This window comes from Aliiroseovarius sp., assembly GCF_965228805.1.
Classification (GTDB): domain Bacteria; phylum Pseudomonadota; class Alphaproteobacteria; order Rhodobacterales; family Rhodobacteraceae; genus JASBTN01.
Genome location: NZ_CBDDIE010000003.1, coordinates 355,065 through 378,128 on the forward strand (window position 1 = coordinate 355,065; position 23,064 = coordinate 378,128).

The 23,064-nt window shown below is 63.7% G+C and carries 21 protein-coding genes and 1 other RNA gene; 8 read left to right on the forward strand and 14 right to left on the reverse strand.

Annotated features, from left to right (window positions below; translation table 11 throughout):
- Positions 1–37: 37 nt before the first annotated feature.
- The gene (locus ACO07D_RS02795; protein WP_421701425.1) at positions 38–1,018 is read right to left on the reverse strand and encodes a class I SAM-dependent methyltransferase; all 981 of its coding nucleotides are present in this window, start codon (positions 1,016–1,018) and stop codon (positions 38–40) included.
- Between the two features lie 5 nt (positions 1,019–1,023).
- On the reverse strand, positions 1,024–1,344 hold the full coding sequence (gene clpS / locus ACO07D_RS02800) for an ATP-dependent Clp protease adapter ClpS (RefSeq protein ID WP_300520126.1): 321 nt from the start codon (positions 1,342–1,344) through the stop codon (positions 1,024–1,026).
- A gap of 123 nt (positions 1,345–1,467) precedes the next feature.
- Between clpS and ACO07D_RS02805 the strand changes: the two genes are divergently transcribed.
- Positions 1,468–2,169, forward strand: a complete 702-nt coding sequence (locus tag ACO07D_RS02805; protein WP_421701426.1) for an HAD family hydrolase — start codon at positions 1,468–1,470, stop codon at positions 2,167–2,169.
- A gap of 168 nt (positions 2,170–2,337) precedes the next feature.
- Positions 2,338–3,819 carry a serine hydrolase gene (locus ACO07D_RS02810; protein WP_421701427.1) on the forward strand — a complete coding sequence of 494 codons (1,482 nt, stop codon included), beginning with the start codon at positions 2,338–2,340 and terminating at the stop codon, positions 3,817–3,819.
- Between the two features lie 17 nt (positions 3,820–3,836).
- Here ACO07D_RS02810 and ACO07D_RS02815 read toward each other — a convergent pair whose 3' ends face one another.
- The 5 genes from ACO07D_RS02815 to ACO07D_RS02835 all read right to left on the reverse strand — a co-directional run bounded on the left by ACO07D_RS02815 (position 3,837) and on the right by ACO07D_RS02835 (position 10,409).
- Positions 3,837–5,444: an ABC transporter ATP-binding protein gene (locus ACO07D_RS02815; RefSeq protein ID WP_421701429.1), complete on the reverse strand. Its 1,608-nt coding sequence runs from the start codon at positions 5,442–5,444 to the stop codon at positions 3,837–3,839.
- A complete protein-coding gene (locus tag ACO07D_RS02820; RefSeq protein ID WP_421701430.1) occupies positions 5,441–6,547 on the reverse strand; it encodes an ABC transporter permease in 1,107 nt (368 codons plus the stop codon). The genes ACO07D_RS02815 and ACO07D_RS02820 overlap by 4 nt, the downstream gene beginning before the upstream one ends.
- Positions 6,544–7,707 carry a microcin C ABC transporter permease YejB gene (locus tag ACO07D_RS02825; protein ID WP_421701431.1) on the reverse strand — a complete coding sequence of 388 codons (1,164 nt, stop codon included), beginning with the start codon at positions 7,705–7,707 and terminating at the stop codon, positions 6,544–6,546. The genes ACO07D_RS02820 and ACO07D_RS02825 overlap by 4 nt, the downstream gene beginning before the upstream one ends.
- Before the next feature lie 31 nt (positions 7,708–7,738).
- Entirely contained in the window at positions 7,739–9,532 is a 1,794-nt protein-coding gene (locus ACO07D_RS02830; protein WP_421701432.1) for an extracellular solute-binding protein, read from the reverse strand.
- A gap of 352 nt (positions 9,533–9,884) precedes the next feature.
- Positions 9,885–10,409, reverse strand: a complete 525-nt coding sequence (locus ACO07D_RS02835) for a c-type cytochrome (RefSeq protein ID WP_421701433.1) — start codon at positions 10,407–10,409, stop codon at positions 9,885–9,887.
- A gap of 133 nt (positions 10,410–10,542) precedes the next feature.
- On the opposite strand from ACO07D_RS02835, the gene ACO07D_RS02840 reads away from it, so the two are divergent.
- Positions 10,543–11,379, forward strand: coding sequence for a prephenate dehydratase (locus tag ACO07D_RS02840; protein ID WP_421701434.1), 837 nt, complete (start codon positions 10,543–10,545; stop codon positions 11,377–11,379).
- A 60-nt stretch (positions 11,380–11,439) separates the two neighbouring features.
- Here ACO07D_RS02840 and ACO07D_RS02845 read toward each other — a convergent pair whose 3' ends face one another.
- Positions 11,440–11,901 carry an SRPBCC family protein gene (locus ACO07D_RS02845; protein WP_421701435.1) on the reverse strand — a complete coding sequence of 154 codons (462 nt, stop codon included), beginning with the start codon at positions 11,899–11,901 and terminating at the stop codon, positions 11,440–11,442.
- 55 nt (positions 11,902–11,956) lie between these two features.
- Positions 11,957–12,916, reverse strand: a complete 960-nt coding sequence (nudC, locus tag ACO07D_RS02850) for an NAD(+) diphosphatase (protein ID WP_421701436.1) — start codon at positions 12,914–12,916, stop codon at positions 11,957–11,959.
- Positions 12,917–13,180: 264 nt separating this feature from the next.
- Here nudC and ACO07D_RS02855 point away from each other — a divergent pair, with 264 nt between their 5' ends.
- The 5 genes from ACO07D_RS02855 to ACO07D_RS02875 all read left to right on the forward strand — a co-directional run bounded on the left by ACO07D_RS02855 (position 13,181) and on the right by ACO07D_RS02875 (position 17,765).
- On the forward strand, positions 13,181–15,109 hold the full coding sequence (locus tag ACO07D_RS02855) for a bifunctional 2',3'-cyclic-nucleotide 2'-phosphodiesterase/3'-nucleotidase (RefSeq protein WP_421701437.1): 1,929 nt from the start codon (positions 13,181–13,183) through the stop codon (positions 15,107–15,109).
- 47 nt (positions 15,110–15,156) lie between these two features.
- Positions 15,157–15,255, forward strand: an RNA gene (ffs, locus tag ACO07D_RS02860) — signal recognition particle sRNA small type.
- A gap of 258 nt (positions 15,256–15,513) precedes the next feature.
- Positions 15,514–16,548, forward strand: a complete 1,035-nt coding sequence (gene rsgA / locus ACO07D_RS02865) for a ribosome small subunit-dependent GTPase A (protein ID WP_421701438.1) — start codon at positions 15,514–15,516, stop codon at positions 16,546–16,548.
- A 182-nt stretch (positions 16,549–16,730) separates the two neighbouring features.
- Positions 16,731–17,222 carry a hypothetical protein gene (locus ACO07D_RS02870; RefSeq protein ID WP_421701439.1) on the forward strand — a complete coding sequence of 164 codons (492 nt, stop codon included), beginning with the start codon at positions 16,731–16,733 and terminating at the stop codon, positions 17,220–17,222.
- Between the two features lie 141 nt (positions 17,223–17,363).
- On the forward strand, positions 17,364–17,765 hold the full coding sequence (locus ACO07D_RS02875) for an ACT domain-containing protein (protein WP_421701440.1): 402 nt from the start codon (positions 17,364–17,366) through the stop codon (positions 17,763–17,765).
- Between the two features lie 112 nt (positions 17,766–17,877).
- Here ACO07D_RS02875 and ACO07D_RS02880 read toward each other — a convergent pair whose 3' ends face one another.
- From ACO07D_RS02880 to ACO07D_RS02900, 5 genes are read right to left on the reverse strand one after another with little or no spacing between them, the layout of a single operon-like run.
- Positions 17,878–18,354 carry a protein phosphatase gene (locus tag ACO07D_RS02880; protein ID WP_421701441.1) on the reverse strand — a complete coding sequence of 159 codons (477 nt, stop codon included), beginning with the start codon at positions 18,352–18,354 and terminating at the stop codon, positions 17,878–17,880.
- On the reverse strand, positions 18,355–19,371 hold the full coding sequence (locus ACO07D_RS02885) for a trans-3-hydroxy-L-proline dehydratase (RefSeq protein ID WP_421701442.1): 1,017 nt from the start codon (positions 19,369–19,371) through the stop codon (positions 18,355–18,357).
- Between the two features lie 20 nt (positions 19,372–19,391).
- Complete coding sequence (locus ACO07D_RS02890) at positions 19,392–20,393, reverse strand: 4-hydroxyproline epimerase (protein ID WP_421701443.1); 1,002 nt, start codon at positions 20,391–20,393, stop codon at positions 19,392–19,394.
- 7 nt (positions 20,394–20,400) lie between these two features.
- Positions 20,401–21,681 (reverse strand): NAD(P)/FAD-dependent oxidoreductase, encoded by a 1,281-nt coding sequence (locus ACO07D_RS02895; protein ID WP_421701444.1) that lies wholly within the window; start codon positions 21,679–21,681, stop codon positions 20,401–20,403.
- Entirely contained in the window at positions 21,632–23,062 is a 1,431-nt protein-coding gene (locus ACO07D_RS02900) for an aldehyde dehydrogenase family protein (protein WP_421701445.1), read from the reverse strand. The genes ACO07D_RS02895 and ACO07D_RS02900 overlap by 50 nt, the downstream gene beginning before the upstream one ends.
- Positions 23,063–23,064 lie beyond the last annotated feature (2 nt).

Here is a 23,064-nt window from a genome sequence, read left to right on the forward strand (position 1 = left end):
GGATGCCTCCTGATTCTCTGGCCGAGCCTAGACCAACTCAGCGCGCCTGGCGACGTGGCTTTGCCGCTGCCAGCACCTTGAAGCCTGGCGTGCCACCAAGGTCTTCGACCTGGGCAAAGCGGCTGGAAAGTTCCTGTTCGTAGGGCAAGTGGCGGTTGGCAACCATGATCAGCCGCCCGGTTGGTTTCAGCATGCGCGCGGCGGTGCGGATGAAGGCGCGGCCCAATTCGGGATCGCCCGCGCGGCCGGTGTGGAAGGGCGGGTTCATCACCACCACATCGCACAGCGCGCGCGGCTCGAAGGTGGTAGCGTCGTCCCAGAAGAAGCGTGCGCGATCATCGGTCACGTTCAACCGGGCGCAGTCCAGCGCGACGTGATCAGCCTCCACGAGGTCCAATGTGGTGACACCGGGCCGGTCCAGGATCGCGCGCGACAGGTATCCCCAGCCAGCCCCTAGATCGGCCACATGCCCTTTGAGATCTTCCGGCAGAACCGCCAACAGCGCCTCCGACCCCTTGTCGATCTTGTCTGCAGAGAACACACCGGGCCGGGTCACGAAGTCTCCGGGCAGCGTGGTATCCGAGGTTTCCCAACCGGGCAGCGCACCACCCCGGAACCACGCGATCTTGCCGTGGGACTTGGAAATGACCTGCTCTATGGAAACCTCTTTCTTAAGTGATTTCAACAGGCTGTCTATGCCGTCGGTTTTCTGCCCATCAACCACAACCAGCCCGTCATCGGTGATGCGCAGCGCCTCTGCAACCATCGCGCGGGCCTGCGCCTTGGACCGGGGAAGCACGATTACGGCGGCGGCGAACACCCCCTCTGGGGTTACGGAAACGTCATATCCCAGCCGGGCCCAGACCTGATGATCGGGGTAGAACCTTTGCACCACCTGCACGCTCTCGCGCGGCAGGGCCGATAGGTCATACCCCGCATGCGCACCAAGCACAGCGATCCGGCCCTCGGGCAGCGAAACGGCACCCTCCAGCGCCAGGGTCAGTCGGGATGCGGACACGCGGATTACTCTTTTTCCATCGTGCATTGCAGCGGATGCTGGTGATCGCGCGCCGCCTGCATGACCTGGGTCACCTTGGTCTCGGCAATCTCGTGGCTGAAGACACCGACCACCGCGACGCCCTTCTTGTGCACGGTCAGCATGACCTCGAACGCCTGAGCATGATCCATGCCGAAGAAGCGTTCCAGCACCATGACGACGAACTCCATCGGCGTGAAATCGTCGTTCAGCAGCAACACCTTGTACATCGGCGGCCGCTTGGTCTTGGGCTTGGTCGCCACTGCCAGCGCGGCATCACCGTCATCATCGGGTGTACCGGCCATCATGAAGGGCTTGAGGGTCACGCGCGTCTCCGGACTTGTGTTCGACACCATGTGGCAAAACAATATAACCCCTGAGCCGCCCCGGAAAAGGGGCAGCCACGGGCAAACCTGCAAGGCACATACAGAATGGGCACAAAAGTCTCAACAATTGCTTTCGATGCGGATGACACGCTGTGGCAGAACGAGGCGTTCTTTCGCCTGACGCAAGACCGATTCGCAGACCTGCTGGCCGATTTTGCCGACCCGGATCACCTGGCCGACCGGCTGTTGGCGGCGGAGCGGCGCAACATTGGCCACTATGGCTTCGGCGTGAAGGGATTTACCTTGTCGATGATCGAAACCGCCATCGAGGTGACCGAGGAGCAGGTGCCCGCCAGTGTCATCCGCGAGTTGATTGCCGCAGGGCAGGAAATGCTCGCCCATCCGATCCACCTGCTGCCGCACGCCGCTGAAACCGTCATACAGCTGGCCGAAGCCCACGAGATTCTGCTGATCACCAAGGGCGACCTGCTGGATCAGGAGCGGAAACTGGCCCAATCGGGGCTGGGGGAGCTGTTTGACGGAGTTCACGTGGTCTCGAACAAGACCGCGCAGACCTATTTGACTGCCTTTGCCGACACTGGCCCGGAAGCGGCGGTAATGGTCGGCAACTCGTTGAAATCAGACGTCATTCCTGCACTTGAGGCTGGCTCCTGGGCGGTTCACGTGCCCCATGAGTTGACCTGGGCCTATGAACATGCCGACACGCCATTGGCGCATTCCCGCTTTCGCAAAATTCCACATCTGGGCGCCCTACCCGGTTTAGTGGCGGAATTCGAGCAGATGTAGCCCCTGCAGGACCACACGCCCCAACATATGGGGCGTGGCGTGAAGGTCACGCTTGAACCCGTTGAAAACAATCCGTTTTCCCCATGCGCATTCACATGTTACGCTTCGGACAAATCAGCCGGGCACAAGACCACGGCACATTCGAGGCAAAATACAGGTGATGACGTGATGCAACGTCTGGGGCAGTATGCCCGTTTCGGGCTTTTCCTGATGGTTCTGGGTGTCGGCGTGATGCTGACGCAAACGGCGGCGCTGGCCGCCCCCTATGCAGCGATGGTGATTGACGCGCGGTCTGGCAAGGTCCTGCATTCGCGCAATGCCGACACACAGCTGCACCCGGCCTCGCTGACCAAGATGATGACCCTCTACATCGCCTTCGAGGCGGTGGAGAATGGCGAGATCAGCCTGGACACCCTGGTCACCGTGTCGGCCAAGGCCGCCGCCGAACCGCCGTCGAAGCTGGGCCTGCGCCGCGGGCAGAAGATCAAGCTGCGCTACCTGTTGCGCGCCGCCGCGATCAAGTCTGCCAACGACGCGGCCACCGCGATTGGCGAGGCGATCTCCGGCTCCGAGGCCGCCTTTGCCCGGCGCATGAACCGCACCGCGGGGGCAATGGGCATGACGCGCACCCATTTCAAGAACGCACACGGGTTGACCGAAAGCGGGCACCTGTCGACCGCGCGCGACATGACCACCCTGGGGCGGCAGCTATTCTATGACTATCCGCAGTACTACAACCTGTTCTCGCGCCTGACAGCCAATGCGGGCGTGAAGCGCGTGGCCCATACGAACACGCGGTTCCTGAACAGCTACCGCGGCGCGGACGGGATCAAGACCGGCTACACCCGCGCGGCAGGCTACAACCTCGTCGCCTCTGCCGAGCGTGGCAGCGAGCGCATCATCACCACCGTCTTCGGCGGGCGCAGCGTGGCCTCGCGCAATGCCAAGGTTGCCGAGCTGATGGACCTGGGCTTCCGCCGTGCGCCCACCCGCGTGGCGCTGCGTCGCCCGTCCCGCCCTGCCTATCAGGGGGCTGGTGGCTCCGGCCCGGGGGAAACCCCGCCTGGCAAGACCATTCGCGTCGTCGTGGCCCCCGCCACCAGCCCACGCCCGATCCGGCGCCCGGTGGCCGAGGACGTGCCCGACACTCTGATCGCCGAACTCGAGACCAGCGTGGCCGAGGCCCTGGAAGAGGCCAGCCAAGCCGCCGAACCGGTCGCCGAGATCACCGCAGAGGAGCCCCCGGCGGACACGCGTGTGGCCGAGGCCGAGATTATTACGGCCACCGCCTCCGCCCCCCTTACCACCCCCGCGCCGCAACCGCGCCCGGCGACGATTACCCTGACCGCGCTGGCTACCCCGGCCCCGGAAGAGGCCGAACCCGAAGTCGTAACCCGCATGTCCACCTCCGGCGGGCGACATTGGGGTGTCAACGTGGGCGTCATGACCACGCGTCACCAGGCCGAGAGGCTGCTCTTGAAGACCGCGCTGAACGAACTGGGCACGCTGGACGAGGCCCTGCGCAAGGTGGTGAAACGCCCCGATGGCTGGCACGCGAATTTCGTGGGGCTCAGCGAAGAAGGCGCCGAACTGGCCTGCCGCCGTCTGGAAGCGCGCAGCGCATCCTGCAAGGTGATCGGCCCAAGCTGACCCTGGCTGCGGCGGGCTTAATCCGCCGCACCCTCCCGTACTTCCATGTCGAAGGCCGCCGCCATCAACGCGCGGGTGTAATCCGTCTGCGGCGCATCAAAAACCTGGTCAACAGACCCACTTTCGACCACGTCGCCCGCACGCATCACCATGACCTGATGCGATAGCGCGCGCACAACGCGCAGGTCGTGGCTGATGAACAGATAGGCCAGCCCATGATCGGCCTGAAGTTTGCGCAGAAGGTCGACGATCTGCACCTGCACGGTCATGTCCAGCGCCGAAGTCGGCTCGTCCAGCACCACCAGTTTGGGGCGCAGGATCATCGCGCGCGCAATCGCGATGCGCTGGCGCTGCCCGCCCGAAAATTCGTGCGGATAACGATGCATCGTTGCCGGATCCAGCCCGACCTCCTGCATGATTTCGGCCACCATCTCGGTCCGGTTGCGCCCGGGCTCGACCCCATGCACGGTCAGACCCTCGGCGATGATCTCTTCAACCGTCATGCGGGGCGAAAGCGAGCCGAACGGGTCCTGGAACACGATCTGCATGTCGCGCCTGAGCGGGGCCAGGTCACGTGATTTGCGACCCTGAATGTCTTCGCCCAGGAAGACCACTGGCCCCTCGGACGAGATCAACCGCATCACGGCAAGCGCCAGCGTCGTCTTGCCCGAGCCGCTTTCGCCGACGATGCCCACGGTTTCACCTGCCCGCACGCGGAAGGTTGCCGCGTTGACCGCCTTGATGTGCCCCACCGTGCGGCGCAACAGCCCTCGCTGGATCGGGAACCAGATGCGCAGATCGTCAGTCTTGGCGATCTCGGGCGCGTCGGCCGGAACCGGCAACGGTTGGCCGGTTGCTTCTGCCTCCAGCAGGGTGCGGGTGTAGTCATGGGTGGGATTGTCGAAGATCTCGGCCGTTGGCCCCGCCTCGACCACCTCGCCATCCTTCATCACACAGACCTTGTCGGCGATCTTGCGTACGATGCCCAGGTCGTGGGTGATGAACAGAAGGCTCATCCCCTCACGATCCTTGAGGTCTTTCAACAGGTCGAGGATCTGCGCCTGGATCGTCACATCGAGCGCTGTGGTGGGTTCGTCTGCAATCAGCAATTCCGGCCCATTGGCGAGCGCCATGGCGATCATCACCCGCTGCCGCTGCCCCCCGGACAGCTGATGCGGATAGGCTTTCAGCCGCGTCTCCGGGTCGCGAATGCCGACCTTGGTCAGCAATTCGATGATACGCGCCTGCACCTTGTCACCGCGCAGGCCTTGGTGCAGTTCGATCGACTCGCTCAGCTGCTTTTCGATCGTGTGCAGCGGGTTGAGCGAGGTCATCGGCTCCTGAAAGATAAAGCTGATGTCATTGCCGCGCGCCTGGCGCAAGGTGGCCTCGGAGGCGCCGACCATTTCCTGGCCGCCGTAGGTCACGGACCCTTCGATGGTGGCCGAATCCGGCAAGAGCGCAACGGTCGATAGCGCCGTCACCGACTTGCCCGAACCGCTTTCACCGACCAGCGCGACAGTTTCGCCCCTACCTATGGAGAAGGACACCCCACGCACGGCCGGGTTTTCCTTGCCATCCTGGCGGAAGGTGACCCGCAGGTCTTTTACCTCAAGCACACTCATTGAAAGGTCTTTCGCGGGTCGAAGGCGTCCCGCACACCTTCGAAGATGAAGACAAGCAGGGACAGCAGGATCGAGAAGGTGAAGAAGGCGGTAAAGCCCAGCCACGGGGCCTGCAGGTTCTGCTTGGCCTGGCGGGTCAGCTCCCCCAGTGATGGTGCGGACGACGGCAGACCGAAGCCCAGGAAGTCCAACGCGGCTAGGGTCGAGATCGTGCCGGTGATGATGAAGGGCAGCAGGGTCAATGTGGCGACCATCGCGTTGGGCAACACATGGCGGTACATGATCACTCGATTCGACACGCCCAGCGCCCGCGCCGCACGCACATATTCGAAGTTGCGCGCACGCAGGAATTCCGCGCGCACCACGCCCACCAGGGCGGGCCAGCCGAACAGGACCGTGACGAAAACAAGCAGCCAGAAACTGCGGCCGAAAATGGCGAAGAGGATGATGATCACATAGAGCGACGGGATCGCCGTGAAGATCTCCAACGCACGCTGGAAGATCAGGTCCGTGCGCCCGCCGAAATAGCCCTGTACGGCGCCGGCCGCGATACCGATGATCGAGGTCAGGATGGTCACGACGATTGTGAAGAAAACCGACAGGCGGAAGCCGTAGATCACCCGCGCCAGCACGTCGCGGGCGGTGTCATCTGTGCCCAGCAAGTGTTCCCCATCCGGCGCCGATGGGGCCGGGCCGCCCAGATCGGCAGCGGTCTTGTAGCCATAGCGGATCGGCGGCCAGAGCACCCAGCCCTTGTGGATCTCCTCCCCGTCGATCACGCCGTCACCTGCGTCCTCCATCAGCCCCTCGGGATCGTCCCAACAGTCGACCAGCCCGCCGGTCACGATCAGGCATTCGACCTCGGGATCGCGATAGATCGCCTCGATCCTCAAATCTCCACCGAACTCGGTCTCGGGGTAGACGTTGAACAGCGGCATGTAATAGCCGCCCCTATAGTTCACCAGGATCGGCTTTTCATTCGCCAGAAACTCGGCAAACAGCGACGTAATGAACAGGACAAGGAAGATGATCAGCGACCAGAAGGCGCGGCCATTGCGGCGGAAGTTGCGCCAGCGGCGCTGGTTGAGCGGTGACAGCTTCATGTTTCCCTCGCCTCAAAGTCGATGCGCGGGTCGATGAAGACATACATCAGGTCCGACAGGATGCCGACCAGTAGGCCGATCAACCCGAAAAAATAGAGCGTCCCGAAAATCACCGGGTAATCGCGCGCCAGCGCGGCCTCGAACCCCAGACGCCCGAGCCCATCAAGCGAGAAGAGCGTTTCGATGATGACCGAGCTGCCAAAGAATACGCCCAGGAACACCGCCGGGAACCCTGCGATGACAATCAGCATCGCATTGCGAAAGACATGTCCATAAAGCACACGTCCTTCGGAAACACCCTTTGCGCGCGCGGTGGTGACATAGTGCTTCTTGATCTCGTCCAGGAAGCTGTTCTTGGTCAAAAGCGTCAGCGTGGCGAAACCCGAAATGGTTGAGGCCAGCACCGGCAGCGCAATGTGCCAGAAATAGTCACCGACCTTTCCCACCAGGCTGAGGTCACCGAAATTGTCCGAGGTCAGGCCGCGCAGCGGGAACCACTGGAAATACGACCCGCCTGCAAAGAGCACCAGCAGAAGGATTGCGAACAGGAAGCCGGGGATCGCATAGGCCACGATGATCGCGCCTGACGTCCAGGTGTCGAACCGCGACCCGTCCTTCACAGCCTTGCGAATACCCAAGGGGATCGAGATCATATAGGCGATCAGCGTCGACCAGAGGCCCAGGGTGATCGAGACGGGCATCTTCTCCATCACCAGCTCCAGCACTCCGACCGAACGGAAATAACTTTCGCCGAAGTCAAAACGCAGATAGCGGCCCATCATGAGGAAGAACCGTTCGACCGCGGGGATTTTCTCTTTCACGCAGGCGTCGTTGGCAAGGTCGACTTCGCCTTCGAAGCCCTCTGCACATACGATGCGGGCAAAACCCATTTCCAGCTCGAGGCTGTCCAGGAACTCCTGTGGCAATCCGCGCGCACCTTGGTACCCGTTGTCCTCACCACCCTGACCGCTTTGTGACGCGCCCGCGTCCCCACCGCTTCCGGCGATGCTTTCGAACACATCACCCTCGCCTTCGACCTGGGCAATGATCTGTTCAATCGGGCCGCCGGGCACGAATTGGGTCAGCGCGAAATTCGCGATCATGATCCCGATCAGCGTGGGGATGATCAGCAGTAATCGCCTGAGGATATAGGCGCCCATCGCGGTGTCCTAACGTGTTGTTATACCGTTTTCAGCGCAGCGCGCCTTCGGCCTTCAAGGCCTCGTGTTTTTCGGGATTGAACCACCAGAAATCCAGGTAGCCCAAATCATAAGGCGGCGTTTCGGCGGGGTGTTCGAACATGTCGTAATAGGCCACCCAATACTCTGGTTTGTACCACTGCGGCACCCAGTACCGTTTCGCCCGCATCACACGATCCAACGCGTGGACGGCGGTGGTCAGCTCTTCACGGGTCGAGGCATTGCGCGCGACATTGATCAACGCGTCAACCGCCGGATCGGCCAAGCCGCCCGAATTGAACACAGAAACCGCCGCCTCTTTCGAGCCATAGGACTGTTCCAAGTTGCCGCCAGGCTCCTCCCCCACACCCAGATGGTCGGTGATCACATCGTAGTCGAACGCGTAGCGCCGATCGACGAACTGCGCATTGTCCACCCGGTTCAGCTTCGCATCCACCCCCAGGCGGCGCAGATTTTCAACATAAGGATTGATGACACGGTCGAAGGCCGGGCTGCGTTCCAGAAACTCCACCTTCAGGGTCTGTCCTGCCGCATTGCGGCGCATACCATCATCGCCCACAAGCCAACCGGCCTCGTCCAGCAGGGCCGCCGCCCGACGCAGGGCCTTTCGGTCGAGCTGCCGTTCTCCGCTCGGAGGGAAAGTAAAAGGTTCGCTGTCCAGCACGCCTTCGGGCAGTTGCTCGGCCAAAGGTTCCAGCAAGGCCAGCTCGGCGTCGTCTGGCAACCCGCTGGCCGCCAGAGGCGAGTTCTCGGCAAAGCTGTTACCGCGTTTATAGAGACCATAGAACAGGGTCTTGTTTGACCATTCGAAGTTGAACATCAAGCCAATCGCTTCCCGCACGCGAGGGTCCTGAAACTTCTCGCGCCGAAGGTTGAAGACGAACCCCTGTCCCGACGCCTGCGCCCCGTCGACAAGAACTTCCTGTACCGCGAACCCGTCTTCGATCGCGGGGAATTCGTACCCCGTCGCCCAGATCTTCGAGCTGTTTTCGATCCGGAAGGTATAGGCCCCTGCTTTGAACCCTTCGAACGCTGCGTTTGAATCGGCAAAGTACTCAATGCGGATGCGATCGAAGTTCCACCGCCCGCGGTTGATTGGCAGGTCCGCCCCCCAGTAGTCGGGGTTGCGGCGATAGACCACGCGTTCGTTGATATCGAAGCGATCCAGCATATAGGCGCCGGTGCCCATCGCGGGTTCCAGTCGGCTTTCGTCCAAACGTGCGCCGGTTGCTTCGAACCAGGCTTTCGACATCACCGGCGTGGCACCGGCTTGCACGATACGCTCGCGGACCGGGCTATCAGGGACAAAAGTGAATTTGACGCGCCGGTCGTCCAGAGCCTCCACATTGGCGATGATACGCTTGACCCCCTCGCGGAAGGAAATCAGCCCCTGCTCCATGAACAGCTCATGGGTAAAGGCCACATCATGGGCCGTGGTCGGCGTGCCATCGGCGAAGCGCACTTCTGGGCGCAGGGTAAAGATCACCCAGCTCTGGTCGGCAGGGTATTCAAGGCTTTCCGCAATCAGCCCGTACTGTGTGCCTACCTCATCAGCGACACCGCTCATCAACCGTTCGATATTGATCGAGGACAGCGCGGCAGGCACCCCTTTGCGCGCGTAGGGGTTGAAACTGTCAAACGTCCCTCGTTCGTTGGAAATGGCCACTTCCCCCCCTTTGGGGGCGTCCGGGTTCACATAGTCCAGGTGGGGAAAATCGGCAGGGTATTTCAGGTCACCGAAGTAGGAATATCCATGGGAAACGATGTTCCCTTCAGCATGAACCAAACTCCCCGTCAAAACCAAAGCGCAGGCTGTGTAGAGCATCAGCAGAACGGGCCGTAGATCAATCCCTGTACGAGTTGTCGCCCTGGCCCTGGCGCGGTGCGTCTGGCGCATGTGCTCTCCTCCGTATGTCGCGGCTTTGCGCGTGAATTTGTTCAAATCCAAGCTAAAGCCGCAGCCCCGGTACATTCAAGGTGCGAATTGGTGAATAAAGTGTGAATGCTCCGTGCGCTGCCGGTTGCGCAGGCGATTTGGCGTCCGCCCGAAAACTCAATCATTCCAAAGGCGAAGGGCCCGTCGCGAATTCGCGACGGGCCCTCGTTTTCGTGCCTGCCAGACGAAGGTCCAGCAAGTATCAGCCGCCGATCGTTTGCAGGAAGGCGATCAGGTTGGCGCGGTCGGCGGGCTTGGAAATGCCCTTGAAGGACATCTTGGTGCCCGGCGCATAGCCTTTCGGGTTCTCGATGAAGGCGTTCAGTTCGGCCGCACCCCAGGCGCCGCCCAGGCCGGCAACCACATCGGAGTAGCCGAAGCCGTCAACTGAGGCAACGGCGCGGTCAACCACACCATACAGGTGCGGGCCGGTGCCATTGGCGCCGTCTTCCAGCTTGTGGCAGGCCTTGCATTTCGAGAACACTTTCTCGCCCTTGGCGGGGTCAGCGGCAGCCATCAGCTCTTCAAAGCTCGGGCCTTCCTCGACCTCTTCCTCGACCGCGGCGTCATCGTCGCCGGTGGCGATGTAATAGCCCATGGCGTGCTCTTCATCGCCATGGCCATGTCCGGCGGGACCGGTGTGATAGAGGCTTTCAGCGGCCCAGTTGCCGAGCAGGAAGAACAGCAGAGCGCCCAAAACGCCGCCGCCCAGCTTGGTGATAGTCATTGTGTCGAACATGTCGCGATCCGTCTCGTCCAGATTTCCAAAGCCTTCTAGCCGCTTCCGTTCCTCAATATCAAGCGGTATGACAACCTCCAGCCGCGCCTTTCGGCGCAAACATTCCGAAGAAGGGGCGGATATGACCGGACGAATTGCCTTCCAGGGGGAACCTGGCGCCTATTCCCACCAGGCCTGTCGCGACGCGCGGCCCGACATGGAGCCCCTGCCCTGCCACACGTTCGAGGACGCGATCCGCGCGGTGCAGAAGGGCGAGGCCGACATGGCCATGCTGCCGGTCGAGAACTCGACCTACGGCCGGGTGGCGGACATACACCGGCTGATGCCGGAAAGCGGGCTGCACATCGTCGAAGAGGCCTTCGTGCGCGTACACATCAGCCTGATGGCCCTGCCCGGCGTGCAGATCGAGGATATCGACACGGTGCGCGCCCATCTGGTGCTGCTGCCGCAAAGCGCGGGGTTTCTGAAGCAATACGGGATCAAGGGCGAGGCCGCCGCTGACAGCGCAGGCGCGGCCGAGGAACTGGCGCGGTCCGGAAGCCGGACCGAGGGCGTGCTTGCCTCGGACCTCGCGGCCGAACTCAACGGGCTGCACATCCTGGCCCGTCACATCGAGGATCACGCCCACAACACCACCCGCTTCCTCTTGATGGCGCGCGAGCCCGACATGTCGCGGCGCGGAGGTGAGCATGGCATGATGACCAGCTTCGTCTTCCGCGTGCGCAACATCCCCGCCGCGCTCTACAAGGCGATGGGCGGGTTTGCCACGAACGGGGTGAACATGACCAAACTGGAAAGCTACATGGTCGATGGTTCCTTCTCGGCCACCCAGTTCTATGCAGATATCGAAGGGCATCCGGATGACCGCAACGTGCAGCTTGCTCTGGAGGAGTTGAGCTACTTTACCTCGCAGATGGATATCCTGGGCACTTACCCGGCCGATCCCAAACGGCACTGAGCGAAAGACGGACCCCGGGCACGCCGGGGTCTGATCACGCTAGTCGAGGTTGAAGGATTATCAGGCCCCGTGCCGATCCTCGATCACCGACGCATAGTCCGCCACCCGTTTCTGAAAACGCTTGGTCAGGCTGGTTTTGGCCAGCTTCATCGATTGGATCATCAGCCGCGCGGGGATCGATTTCGGGCGCATGTCCACGGACATTGACATACGGGTGCGCGACCGCGACAGGGCGACAAGGTCAACCACGATCTCGGCCTCGACGCCGGAGATCTTGGAAAAGACCTTCATCCCGTTCGGCCGGTCGAACTCCATAAGTTTCAGATCGGCCACCCGTTCGCGGTTGCGAAACGGGAACTGAGCACGCCAGGTCATGCCGACGCCCACCGCGCCATTGCCATCGGTGCGCATCACCTCCGCCCCGCGCCGCAGCGCGGCTCGTTCGAACCCGTCGAAATCGGAAAGCTCGGCAAACACCGCCTCGATTGGGGCGGCAATATCTTCTCGGGTGGACAGTTTCATGACAGCCTCTTTTCTTTCCTGCTCGTGTCAGCCGGTGCGCGCGCGGATTCTGGGCCTAATCCAGCCGGTCCGCAAGCCAGTTCTTGAGAAGAAAATGCGCAATCGCTCCTTTTCGCGCCGGGCGCAGCACCGGGTGGCGACCGGCGAAGGCCTCCAGCACCTCTTCACGTGTGGCCCAGAGCGCGTGGTCCAGCTCGGCAGGGTCCAGCGTAATCTCGCGACCCAGCGCCTCGGCCCGACAGCCGATCATCAGCGACGAGGGGTAAGGCCAGGGCTGCGAGGCCAGATAACCGACCCGTCCGATACGCACCCCCGCCTCTTCGAATACCTCGCGGCGAACGGCGGCCTCGACCGTCTCGCCCGGCTCGAGGAACCCGGCCAGCAGGGAATACATCCCCTCCGGCCAGCCCGGCGAACGACCCAACAGCACCGAGTTGCCATGAGTTACCAGCATGATCACCACCGGATCGGTCCGGGGGAAATGCTGCGCGCCACATGCCGGGCAGGATCGCTGCCACCCCGCCTGCACCATCTCGCTGGACTCACCACAGGCGGCGCAGAACCGGTGGCTGCGCTGCCAGCTGAGGATGGAGCGCGCGGTGGCAGCCAGTTCGGCGTCCAGCGCGGGCAGGCCAGCCATCACACCCCGCAGCTCGGCAAACCGGGCGTCCGGCGTCAAAGCCGGGTGCGGCTGTTCGCTCGCATCAAAGAATAGGGTCGGGTCGGGCAGCCCCCCATCCGGTTCCCACGCGGAAATATCTTGGGCAAACAGAGCCCTGCCCTCGACAAGGCCCAGAAATACGGGCGCCTCAGCCGCCGGTTCCAGTACAGGGTGGCCTGCAGGAACCCGGACCAATTGATGCCCCTCACACCCATCAGGAAGGAAAGCCGGGCGGCCCTTCCACATCGGCACGTACTCGGCCTCAAGCAAGGCCAGTTCCTCGGGGCGCCCCCGCAAATGGGCAGCGCGGTCCAGCCCGCCGCCTGCGAAGGTCACGGTTTCGGCATGGCGCATTGGCGGAGGTCCCTTCCGGCATAGAGTTTGCACTTTCGCAGACTAGCGATCCGAGGACAAAGGTAAACCGCACGCTTGAGGGCGGAAGGTGGCCTCCAGATTGCGCCAGGTAGATTGCACCAGAATTCAACTTTAACGTGAATGTTTGGAAAATTGCTCGCCCAGTATGGCGAAAAGGTTATCCACAGGATAGAGTTTCCGCGTTAACGGGAAGGACAGTGACCCCGGGTCATGGCTCGGGGCTGACAATGCGGGATACACCAATTGGACAAGGCAGTTCGCGCTGAGGGCGCCATTGGATCAGCACGGGCACGGTTGCGCATCCTCGCGACAACCGATCTGCACATGCATATCCTGCCCTACGACTACTTCACCGATACGGTGTCCCAGACCCGTGGACTAGCACGGACCGCCAGCCTGATCCATGCCGCCCGGGCTGAAGTTGGGGCCGAAAACTGCCTGTTGGTCGACAATGGCGACTTTCTCACCGGCACACCCATGGATGACGAATTTGCCCAGCGGATGGAGGCGCCGGGAACAGATCCGACCACACCGCACCCGATGATCTCGGTCATGAACCGGCTGAAATATGACGCGGCCACCTTGGGCAATCACGATTTCGACCAGGGTTTCACGCGGCTGGAGCAGATCCTCGACCAGGCGCGGTTCCCCTTCGTCCTGGCCAATGTCGACCGGCCGGGCGCGGACGCCACTTTCCTGCCACCGCACACGATCCTGACCCGCACGTTGCCGGATCAGACCGGCACGCTGCGCCCCTTGCGCGTTGGTATCACGGGCCTTCTTCCACCACAGTCGATCCGGCCACGCCGCACGCTCAAGACCCTGCCGCGCACCGAGGATATGGTGGCCGCCGCCCAAAGGGTCGTACCCACGCTGCGCGCCCAAGGTGCCGATATCGTGCTGCTGCTGGCCCATACCGGTATCGGCGAGGCAGACCATCACCCGGGCCTGGAAAACGCGCTGATCCCTCTGTCGCGTGTGCCCGGGATCGACGCGATCATCGGCGGACATGCACATCAGATCTTTCCGGGCGGGATCTCCGCTTCGCATATACCGGAGCTGTCACCCGAGAGCGGCCATATCAACAATGTGCCTGTGGCCGTTCCCGGCTTCTGGGGCTCGCACCTGGGGGTCATCGACCTGGATCTGACCCATGATGGCGAACGCTGGTCCGTGGCCTCCGACAAGGTCGCACTCCGTGCGGTCTTTGACCGGGATTCCGACGGCAAGGCCCACGCTGCCGCGCCGGAAGACGTGGGGATTTCAGACAGGCTTGCCACTGACCACCAGCGCACGCTGGCCTATGTGCGCACACCCGTGGGGCACAGCGACCGACGCCTGCACAGCTATTTCTCATTGATCGCGCCCAATGCGGCGGTGCAGCTGGTGCAACGGGCACAGCGCGATTTCGCCGCACGCGTGCTGACAGGCACACCATATGCGGAACTGCCGATCCTCTCGTCGGCGTCCGCACTCAAATGCGGAGGGATCGGCGGGCCGGATCACTACACGGATGTACCTGCGGGCGAGCTGACTCTGCGCGCCATATCTGATCTTTACCTCTACCCCAACGATCTGGTGGCCCTGAAAGTCACCGGTGCCATGATGCGTGATTGGCTGGAGCGCGCGGCCTCCGTGTTCAATCGGCTCGACCTGACCCGGCGGGACGAACCGGTGATCGCCCCCTCCACCCCCTGCTACCTGTATGAGACCGTTCTGGGTCTGGATTACCGAATCGACCTTACCCAGCCCGCGCTCTACACACCTCGTGGGGCGCGGATCCGCCAAGCGCCGGGACCGGGGCGGGTACAGGATCTGCACCACGACGGCAAACCGCTGCATGACAAGGCGGAGTTTCTGCTGGTCACCAACGGATTTCGCGCCAGCGGTGGCGGGCGCTATCCGATCCCGCCCGAGGCCGAGCAGGTCCTGGGTGCGGGGGATTGCATTCGCGATATCCTGCGCGATCATGTGCGCGAGACACCGGTCGCGGATCATACGCCCGAGCTTCACTGGCAGTTGGTGGCACCGCCGGGCACCACGGCAACCCTCGACTGCAGCCCACGCGCCCTCTCTCTGGTCGATGAGGTGGCGGCCATGGGCACGGGCCCGCACCTGTCTCCGCGCGCCAGCCTGCCCAGCGGCTTTCAGCAGTTCCGCCTGACCTTCTGACCCCCACAGCGTCTTGCATCCCGTGCAAACCCAGCCTATATCGGGCGCGAGGGGTTGGCGCGGGCAAGCGCCTCGCCAACCTGGTCAGGACCGGAAGGTAGCAGCCACAACGAGCCCCGCTTGGGTCGATGTCCAACCTCTCACCCAAGTGCATGTGCACAGCACATGCACGTCGGGCGGCAGTTGAATTCAAAGAATTCAACGAGAGCCTTCTGGCTCACCGCGCACCCAGAAACCGGGGCCACCCGCCCCACGCCAAACCACGGAGGGCCATTGATGACTGTTGCAACCGCCCTTCGGGCAGGCCGTTTCTGACGGGATAGACCCATTACCTGCCTGAACCCTTCCCACCCCCGCCGCGAGCGCGCGGGCGGTGTCGATTTACTTGCAAGACAGGCAGAGCAATGACCCTGACTCTTTCCGACCTTGGATGGTCCTCCCATTTCGCCGCGCAATTCGCGGAATATGACCCCACCGACCTGACCCCGCTGCGTATCAGCGAGGTGCATTACGACCGCCTCATCGCATTAGGCCCCGATGGGCCGCACACGCTTCTGACCCCGGGCGCCTCGACCGGCGATTTCGCCGTGGGCGACTGGGTGCTGGCCAACGACCAGGACCACGTTCACGCGCTTCTGGACCGGCAAACCCTGCTGCACCGCCGCGCCGCCGGGCGCGAGGCCAAGGTGCAGCTGATCGCGGCCAATGTGGACACGCTGTTCATCGTGTCGAGCTGCAACGCAGATTTCAATGTCGCGCGACTGGAGCGCTACCTGGCCCTGGCCCATGACGCAGGCGCCTGGCCGGTGCTGGTGCTGACCAAGCCGGACCTCTGCGAGGACCCCGGTGACTACGAACGCGAGGCGCGGACACTGGACCCGATGTTGACCGTTCTGTTGGTCAACGCCAAGGACGAAAGCGACGTGGCCATGCTGGCCGATTGGGTCAAGCCCGGCCAGACCGCCGCCCTCTTGGGCAGTTCCGGCGTGGGCAAGACCACGCTCACCAATGGGCTGACCGGCGGCGATGCCGCCACCGGCGCGATCCGCGAGGATGACGCCAAGGGCCGTCACGTGACCACCTCGCGCACGCTCAAACCCATGGCGAACGGCGGTTGGATCATCGACACGCCGGGTATGCGTGCGCTGCGGCTTGAGGAAAGCAGCGAGGGGATCGAGGTGCTGTATGCCGACATCCTGGAGCTGGCGACGAACTGCAAGTTCTCGGACTGCGCGCATGAGACCGAACCGGGCTGCGCCGTGAAGGCGGCGCTGGAAGACGGCTCGCTCGACCCCGAGCGGCTGGAACGCTGGCGCAAACTGCTGGCCGAGGACAATCGCAACTCTGAGACCATCGCCGAGAACCGCGCCAAGGGCAGAGCCTTCGCCAAGATGGTCAAGGGCGTGGTGAAACAGTCCCACAAGCGCAAGGGGCGTTGAAACCCCGCGCCCGCCGGGTCACTGGCGGGCGTTTCAGTTCGGGGGTGTCACCCGTCCCCTGACCAACCGCCTCCGTTGGTACAGACCCACATCGGCCTGTTGAGGCAAATGGCCACTTTAATCCTCAGTTGACCAGTTGGGTCAGGCATCACACCAAGTACGCCATAGCGGACGACCAAGATATGAAATCAGCCAAATTGACATATCACGAGAGCTTTCCAGAAACTCCAGTCAGTGGACGTGCTGGAGCAAAATGGATCGGGTGGGTGAAGCAGACCAATATCAGCGGGCAGAGAATGAGACCGAAGTCCGTTCAACATCCATTCCTGTCTCAAAGGAAGCTATGGTGCCTGCTGGAAGTTCACTTCGATGGCGTTGATCTGCGATTTGCGATGCCTCAGGAACTCGATCATTTTATTGATGTCCTTTCGCGGAACCCGTTGCCTTCCGGTAGATCGCTTGCCCCTGAATGCCCGGTTGGGCGGCCCAACAAACACTGGCTTTCACGCTTACCAGCCAAAGCCAAGCCGTGGAAATTTCGACAGCGGCTGTGTTCGTATTTGATGGACTGTCCCGAAACAGCGAAGCTGAGAGAGTTCTATCGAAGTGAGCCGATACAGTTTGATTTTCCTGGGGTTTTCAACTCGTTTCTGGAAGCACATAAGGCAATGTAACACGGGACCAATCCGAGCGTATCCATCTGCATCTGCTGTGCGGGACTAGGGCCAGGGTCGCCTGCGATACTCAACTAAAAACGGCAAGCCCTCCCAATGGTGTTATGAGTTCGTGATGTTCCACCCTTCACAGGAGCCCCCATGTCCGGCGAAACCGATCTGAACGCGCTTCTTGCCACCCTATCGGCCCAGTTGGTCGAAGGCACCTATGTCTTCGTCACCCTGCCCGACGGGCGCCTGCCCGCTGGCCTGGCCCCGCGCATGGTGTTTCAGGAGGACGAGGGCACGACGCTCATCTGCTTGAAATCCGAGGCCGAGGCGCACGGGCTGGCCTGCGAGTTTCCCTGCCGCATGATCACGCTGGACGTGCATTCTTCGCTGGAGGCGGTCGGCTTCATCGCCCGTATCGCAAGTGAACTGGCACGCCATGGCATGGGGGTGAACCCTGTCTCGGGCTTCTTCCACGACCACCTCTTCGTGCCCGAGGGGCGTGAGGCGGTCGCAATGGATATTCTCGCGCGGATCGCGTCCGAGGCGGCGTAGCCCCTTGCCAACCCGACGCGGCCCCCGCACGAAGGGCGGCCTCCTCCGCGTCCGCGAAAACTATTTGAATAATTTTGCTACAGGGGCGCGCGCCCTGCGGGCGCGATCCCGCCTAGATCAAACCTTGTTCGGCCCAGGCGCGTTGCCCTTCGGTTTCAACCGCACAGGGGCGCACTCTGCGCAGCCGGGTCAAAGCCGCCTCCGGCACCTCCCCCAGCTCGACCATCAGCCGCAGAAGCACCATGCCAGACCGGCCACAGCCACCGCGACAATGGGCCAGCACCTTGCCACCGCCCGCGAGGATAGCCCGCGCTTGGGCGGAAACGGCAGGCCAGACCGCCTGCACCTCCACTGGTGGCGCGCCGAAGTCGCGGATCGGCAAGTGGTGCCAGGCGATCCCGGCCTGTTCCAGGGCCTCACCCAGTCCCCCGGCGCCCAGCTGCACCATCTCATCCATCTCGGTCATCGACAGCACAAGGTCCGGCGCCCAGTCCATGAGCTCCGCCATGTCGCCCGCCCGCGGCAGAGGACAGATGCCAAGCCAGCCCCCGCCGGCGGGCAGCTGGTGGATCGCGAAATCGTCAGGCACTCAGCGTGCCCCCCAGGTATCCGTCAGGCGGTAGCCGCCCGGCCATGGGTCCTCCGGGTCCAGCATGTGCTGATGCGTGCCGGTGATCCAGGCACGGCCCGAAATCTCGGGAATGATCGCGGAGGTGCCGTTCAGGTCAGTCAGCCCGGCAATGCGCCCGGTGAATTCGCCGTCGATGATCGAGCGGGTGGAGATCGCGTCCCCCTCCCCCATCAGCCCCTTCGTCGCCAGCACCGCCATGCGGGCCGACACGCCGGTGCCGCAGGGCGAACGGTCAATCTTGCCGGGCTGGATCGCCACGGCCGACCGCGCCTGTCCGTCCACAACCGGGGTCACGAAGTTGCAGAAGCTGATGTGCGTCCAGTCCGGGTTCGTGGGGTGGCTGAACCCCAGCTGCTCATTGGCGGCATTGGTGATTTTCACCCCCAGCCGGGCGATGTCCCCCGCCTCGTCCGGCGCGATGGAGAAACCCAGCGCAGGCGCATCCACCAGCACGAAACTGTCCCCACCGAAGGCCGTGTCGACGGTCAAAGTGCCGAGCCCTTCGACCTCCAGCTTTGCGTCCAGATGCTGCGCAAACGATGGCAGGTTCTGCACGGTGATACGCTTGGCCTTGCCGCCCTCGCAGTCGGCCTTGACCCGCACCAGCCCGCCGGGCGCTTCCAGCACCAGCTCCGTTACCGGTTCCGACATGGGCAGGATGCCGCTGTCCAGAAGCACGGTCGAGACACAGATCGAGTTCGACCCGGACATGGGTGGAGTATCCTCCGGCTCCATTATGATCCAGGCCGCATCGGCCTCGGGGTGTTTCGGCGGCACCAGCAGGTTCACGTGGCGAAACACGCCGCCGCGCGGCTCGTTCAGCACGAAATTGCGCAGGGTCTCGTCCCGGGCGATCCAGGCGCGCTGCTCCCAGACCGTATCGCCCGGCGGGGGCGCGACACCGCCGACGATGACATCGCCCACCTCGCCCTCGGCATGGGCCGAGACCACGTGGATCACTTTCGATGTGCGCATGGCTGATCCTTTCTGCCTACTCAGGTAACCACGAACCCGTGTGCATAGGGGTCGCGCGGGTCGATGAAGATGGTGTTGAACCCGGTCACCCGGGCCCAGCCGCCGATGGACGGTATGATGGCGTCGCGGTCACCCACGCGGGCCGTGGCCGCGACCCGGCCATGAAACAGCGACCCGATGATGCTTTCATGCACGAAGCTATCGCCCACGCCAAGCCTGCCCGTAGCCGCCCATTGCGCCATGCGCGCCGAGGTGCCGGTGCCGCAGGGCGACCGGTCGATGGCCTTGTCGCCGTAGAAGACCGCATTACGGGCGGTGGCCCCTGCCTGTACCGGGACGCCAGTCCAGAGGATATGACTGAGCCCGGTGATCTCGGGCTTTTCCGGGTGGATGAAATCGTATTTCGCATTCAGGGCCGCGCGCAGTTTTGGCGACCAGCCAACCAGTTGGGTCGCCGCGTGGTCGGCCATATCGCGGAAGGCCTCCTGTGGCTCGACAATGGCATAGAAATTGCCGCCATAGGCCACGTCCACGGTGACCTCGCCCAGGCCGTCAACCTCCGCCGTCAGGCCGGTTTCATAGAGGAAGGAGGGCACATTGGTCAGCCGTACCTCTTCAACGAACCGTCCCTCCTGCCGGTATTCAGCCACCACCAGACCGGCGGGTGTGTCCAGGCGCAGCACCCCGGGCGTGCGCGGCGTAACCAGCCCATGTTCGATCGCGGTGGTCACCGTGCCGATCGTGCCATGACCGCACATCGGCAGGCAGCCGGACGTCTCGATATAGAGCACGCCCACATCGCAATCCTCCCGCGTCGGCGGGTAGAGGATCGAGCCCGACATCTGGTCATGCCCGCGCGGCTCGAACATCAGCCCGGTGCGAATCCAGTCGAACTCCGCCAGGAAATGCGCGCGGCGCTCCAGCATGGTGGCGCCCTCCAGCATCGGCGCGCCGCCGGTGACAACCCGCACGGGGTTGCCGCAGGTGTGGCCGTCGATGCATTGAAACGTGTGTTGGGTCATGGGCGCCTCAGAAACGGGTGGCTTGATAGGGGGAGGTGTCGATGGCCGGAGCCTGCCCGGTGACCAGGTCGGCGACGATCTCGGCGGTGCCCGCGGCCTGGGTCAGACCCAGGTGGCCGTGACCGAAGGCATAGGTCACACGTGCATCCGCGCTGGCCGGGCCGATCACCGGCAGGCTGTCGGGCATGGAGGGGCGGAACCCCATCCAGCGCGCACCGCCCTCGGCGTTGAGCCCGGGCAGGAAGTCCTTGGCCTTCTTCAGCAGCACATCGGCCCGGGCGTAGTTGGGCGGGCGTTTCAGCCCGGCCAGCTCTACCGCGCCACCAACCCTGATCCGTTCACCGATCCGGGTGACGACAAAGCCATGCCCGCCGAAGGTCAGCTGCGTGCGCAGGTCGAAGGCGCCCATCGGCAGGGTGGTGTTGTAACCGCGCTCGGTCTCCAAGGGCACCGGGTCGCCCAGCGCGGCCGCCAGCCGCCGCGACCAGGCGCCACCGGCCAGGACCACGTGATCGGCTTCGCGCAGCTCGCCCGCCTCGACCATGATCCGCGCGCCAGGGGTGATGGACACGACCTCGGCCCGTTCGATCCGCCCGCCCCGTTCGGTGAAGCGCGCCGCCAGGTGTTCGACCCAGAGCTTCGGGTCGGTGAGGTTGATCCAACCGGGCGTAAAGCCCGCGTGAGTGAAACGCTGATGGATGCCGGGTTGCAGCGCGGCGATTTCCTCGGCGCTTTCCAGCAGGCGAAAATCGACGCCATGGGCGCGGCGCAGTTCCCACCCCAGCAGGCTGGCGCGGAACTGACCTTCGCCCTCGTAAAGCTGCAATTGCCCTTCGAGCCGGACAAACCCTTGCCCGCCCACATCGGCCACCTGCCGGTCGAAGGCCGCACGCGACAGATCCATCAAGGCCGCCTGCGCCGCTGTGCCCGCACGATACGCCGCGGGGCGGCTGGCGCGCCAGAACCGCCAGAGCCAGGGGGTCAGGCGTGGTGCATATCCCGGCGGGACCGACAGCGGCCCCAGCGGGTCCAGCAACCATTTCGGTGCCTGGCGCAGGATGCCGGGTGTGGCGAGCGGCTCGATATCCGCGAAAGCCAGCGCGCCCGCGTTTCCCGAGGATGCCTCCGCCGCCACACCCGCGCGGTCCAGCACGGTGACCTGATGCCCCCGCGCCTGGATGGCAAGCGCGGACGAGATTCCGACCACGCCTGCGCCAATGACGATGACTTCGGCCACCCTACGCCCCCGTATAGGCGGTCTTGACGGTGGTGTAGAACTCGGCCGCATGGCGCCCCTGTTCGCGCGACCCGAAGCTCGACCCTTTGGTGCCCCCGAAGGGCACGTGGTAATCCACGCCCGCCGTGGGCAGGTTCACCATCACCATGCCCGCCTGGGAATGGGCTTTGAAATGGGTCGCGTGTTTCAGGGACTGCGTACAGATGCCGGCCGACAGGCCGAACTCGGTGTCATTCGCCGCCGCCAGGGCTTCGTCATAGTCGGCCACACGGAGCACGCTGGCGACGGGGCCGAAGACCTCTTCGCGGTTGATGCGCATGTCGGCGGTGGTGCCGGTGACCAGCGCAGGGGCCATGAAGAAGCCTTCGGTCGGGCGTTCCAGACGCACGCCACCGATCACCTCGCCGCCCTCCTCGCGGGCAATGCGCACATAGTCCAGGTCCTGGTCCAACTGGCGCGCATCGACCACCGGGCCGATCTGCGTACCTGCCTCCAGCGCGTGACCGACTCTCAGCGCCTGCATCCGCTCGGTCAGCGCCGCAACGAAGCGATCATGGATCCCCTCGGTCACGATCAGACGCGAACTGGCAGTGCAGCGCTGCCCGGTCGAGAAGAAGGCGCCGTTCAGACAGGCCTCGACCGCAATGTCCAGGTCGGCATCGTCCAAAACCACCATCGGGTTCTTGCCGCCCATCTCCAGCTGCACCTTCTTCATCCGTGCGCCACACTCGCCGGCGATGCCGCGTCCGGTAGGCACCGAACCGGTGAAGGAAATGGCGTTCACGCGCGGGTCAGCGATCAGCTGCGGCCCCAACTGCGAGCCGCGACCCAGCACCAGGTTGAACACACCGGCAGGTAGGCCGGAGCGCGAGATGATCTCGGCCAGGGCATGGGCGCAGCCGGGCACCAGTTCGGCGGGTTTCAAGACCACGGCGTTGCCATGGGCGAGCGCAGGGGCGACCTTCCAAGCCGGGATGGCGATGGGGAAGTTCCAGGGCGTGATCAACCCGACCACGCCGACGGGGCCGCGTGTGACCTCGACCCCGATACCGGGGCGCACCGAGGGCAGGATGTCCCCGGTCTGGCGCAGCGCCTCGCCCGCGAAGAACTTGAAAATCTGGCCCGCGCGGGCGACCTCGCCCACGCCTTCGGGCAGGGTCTTGCCCTCTTCCCGGGCCAGCAGGTGGCCCAGTTCATCCCGCCGCGCCAGCAGTTCGGTGCCGATGAAGTCCAGCACGTCGAACCGTTGTTGCGGGGTGGAGGCCGCCCATCCGGGCGCTGCGTCATGCGCAGCGGCAATGGCGGCGTCCAGCTCTGCCTCGCCCGCCTGGGCCGCGTGGCCCAGGATGTCCGAGATGTCGGAGGGGTTCACATTGGGCACACCGGCGCCCGCCGCGACCCAGTCCCCGGCGATGAGATTGCGATACTCCATCT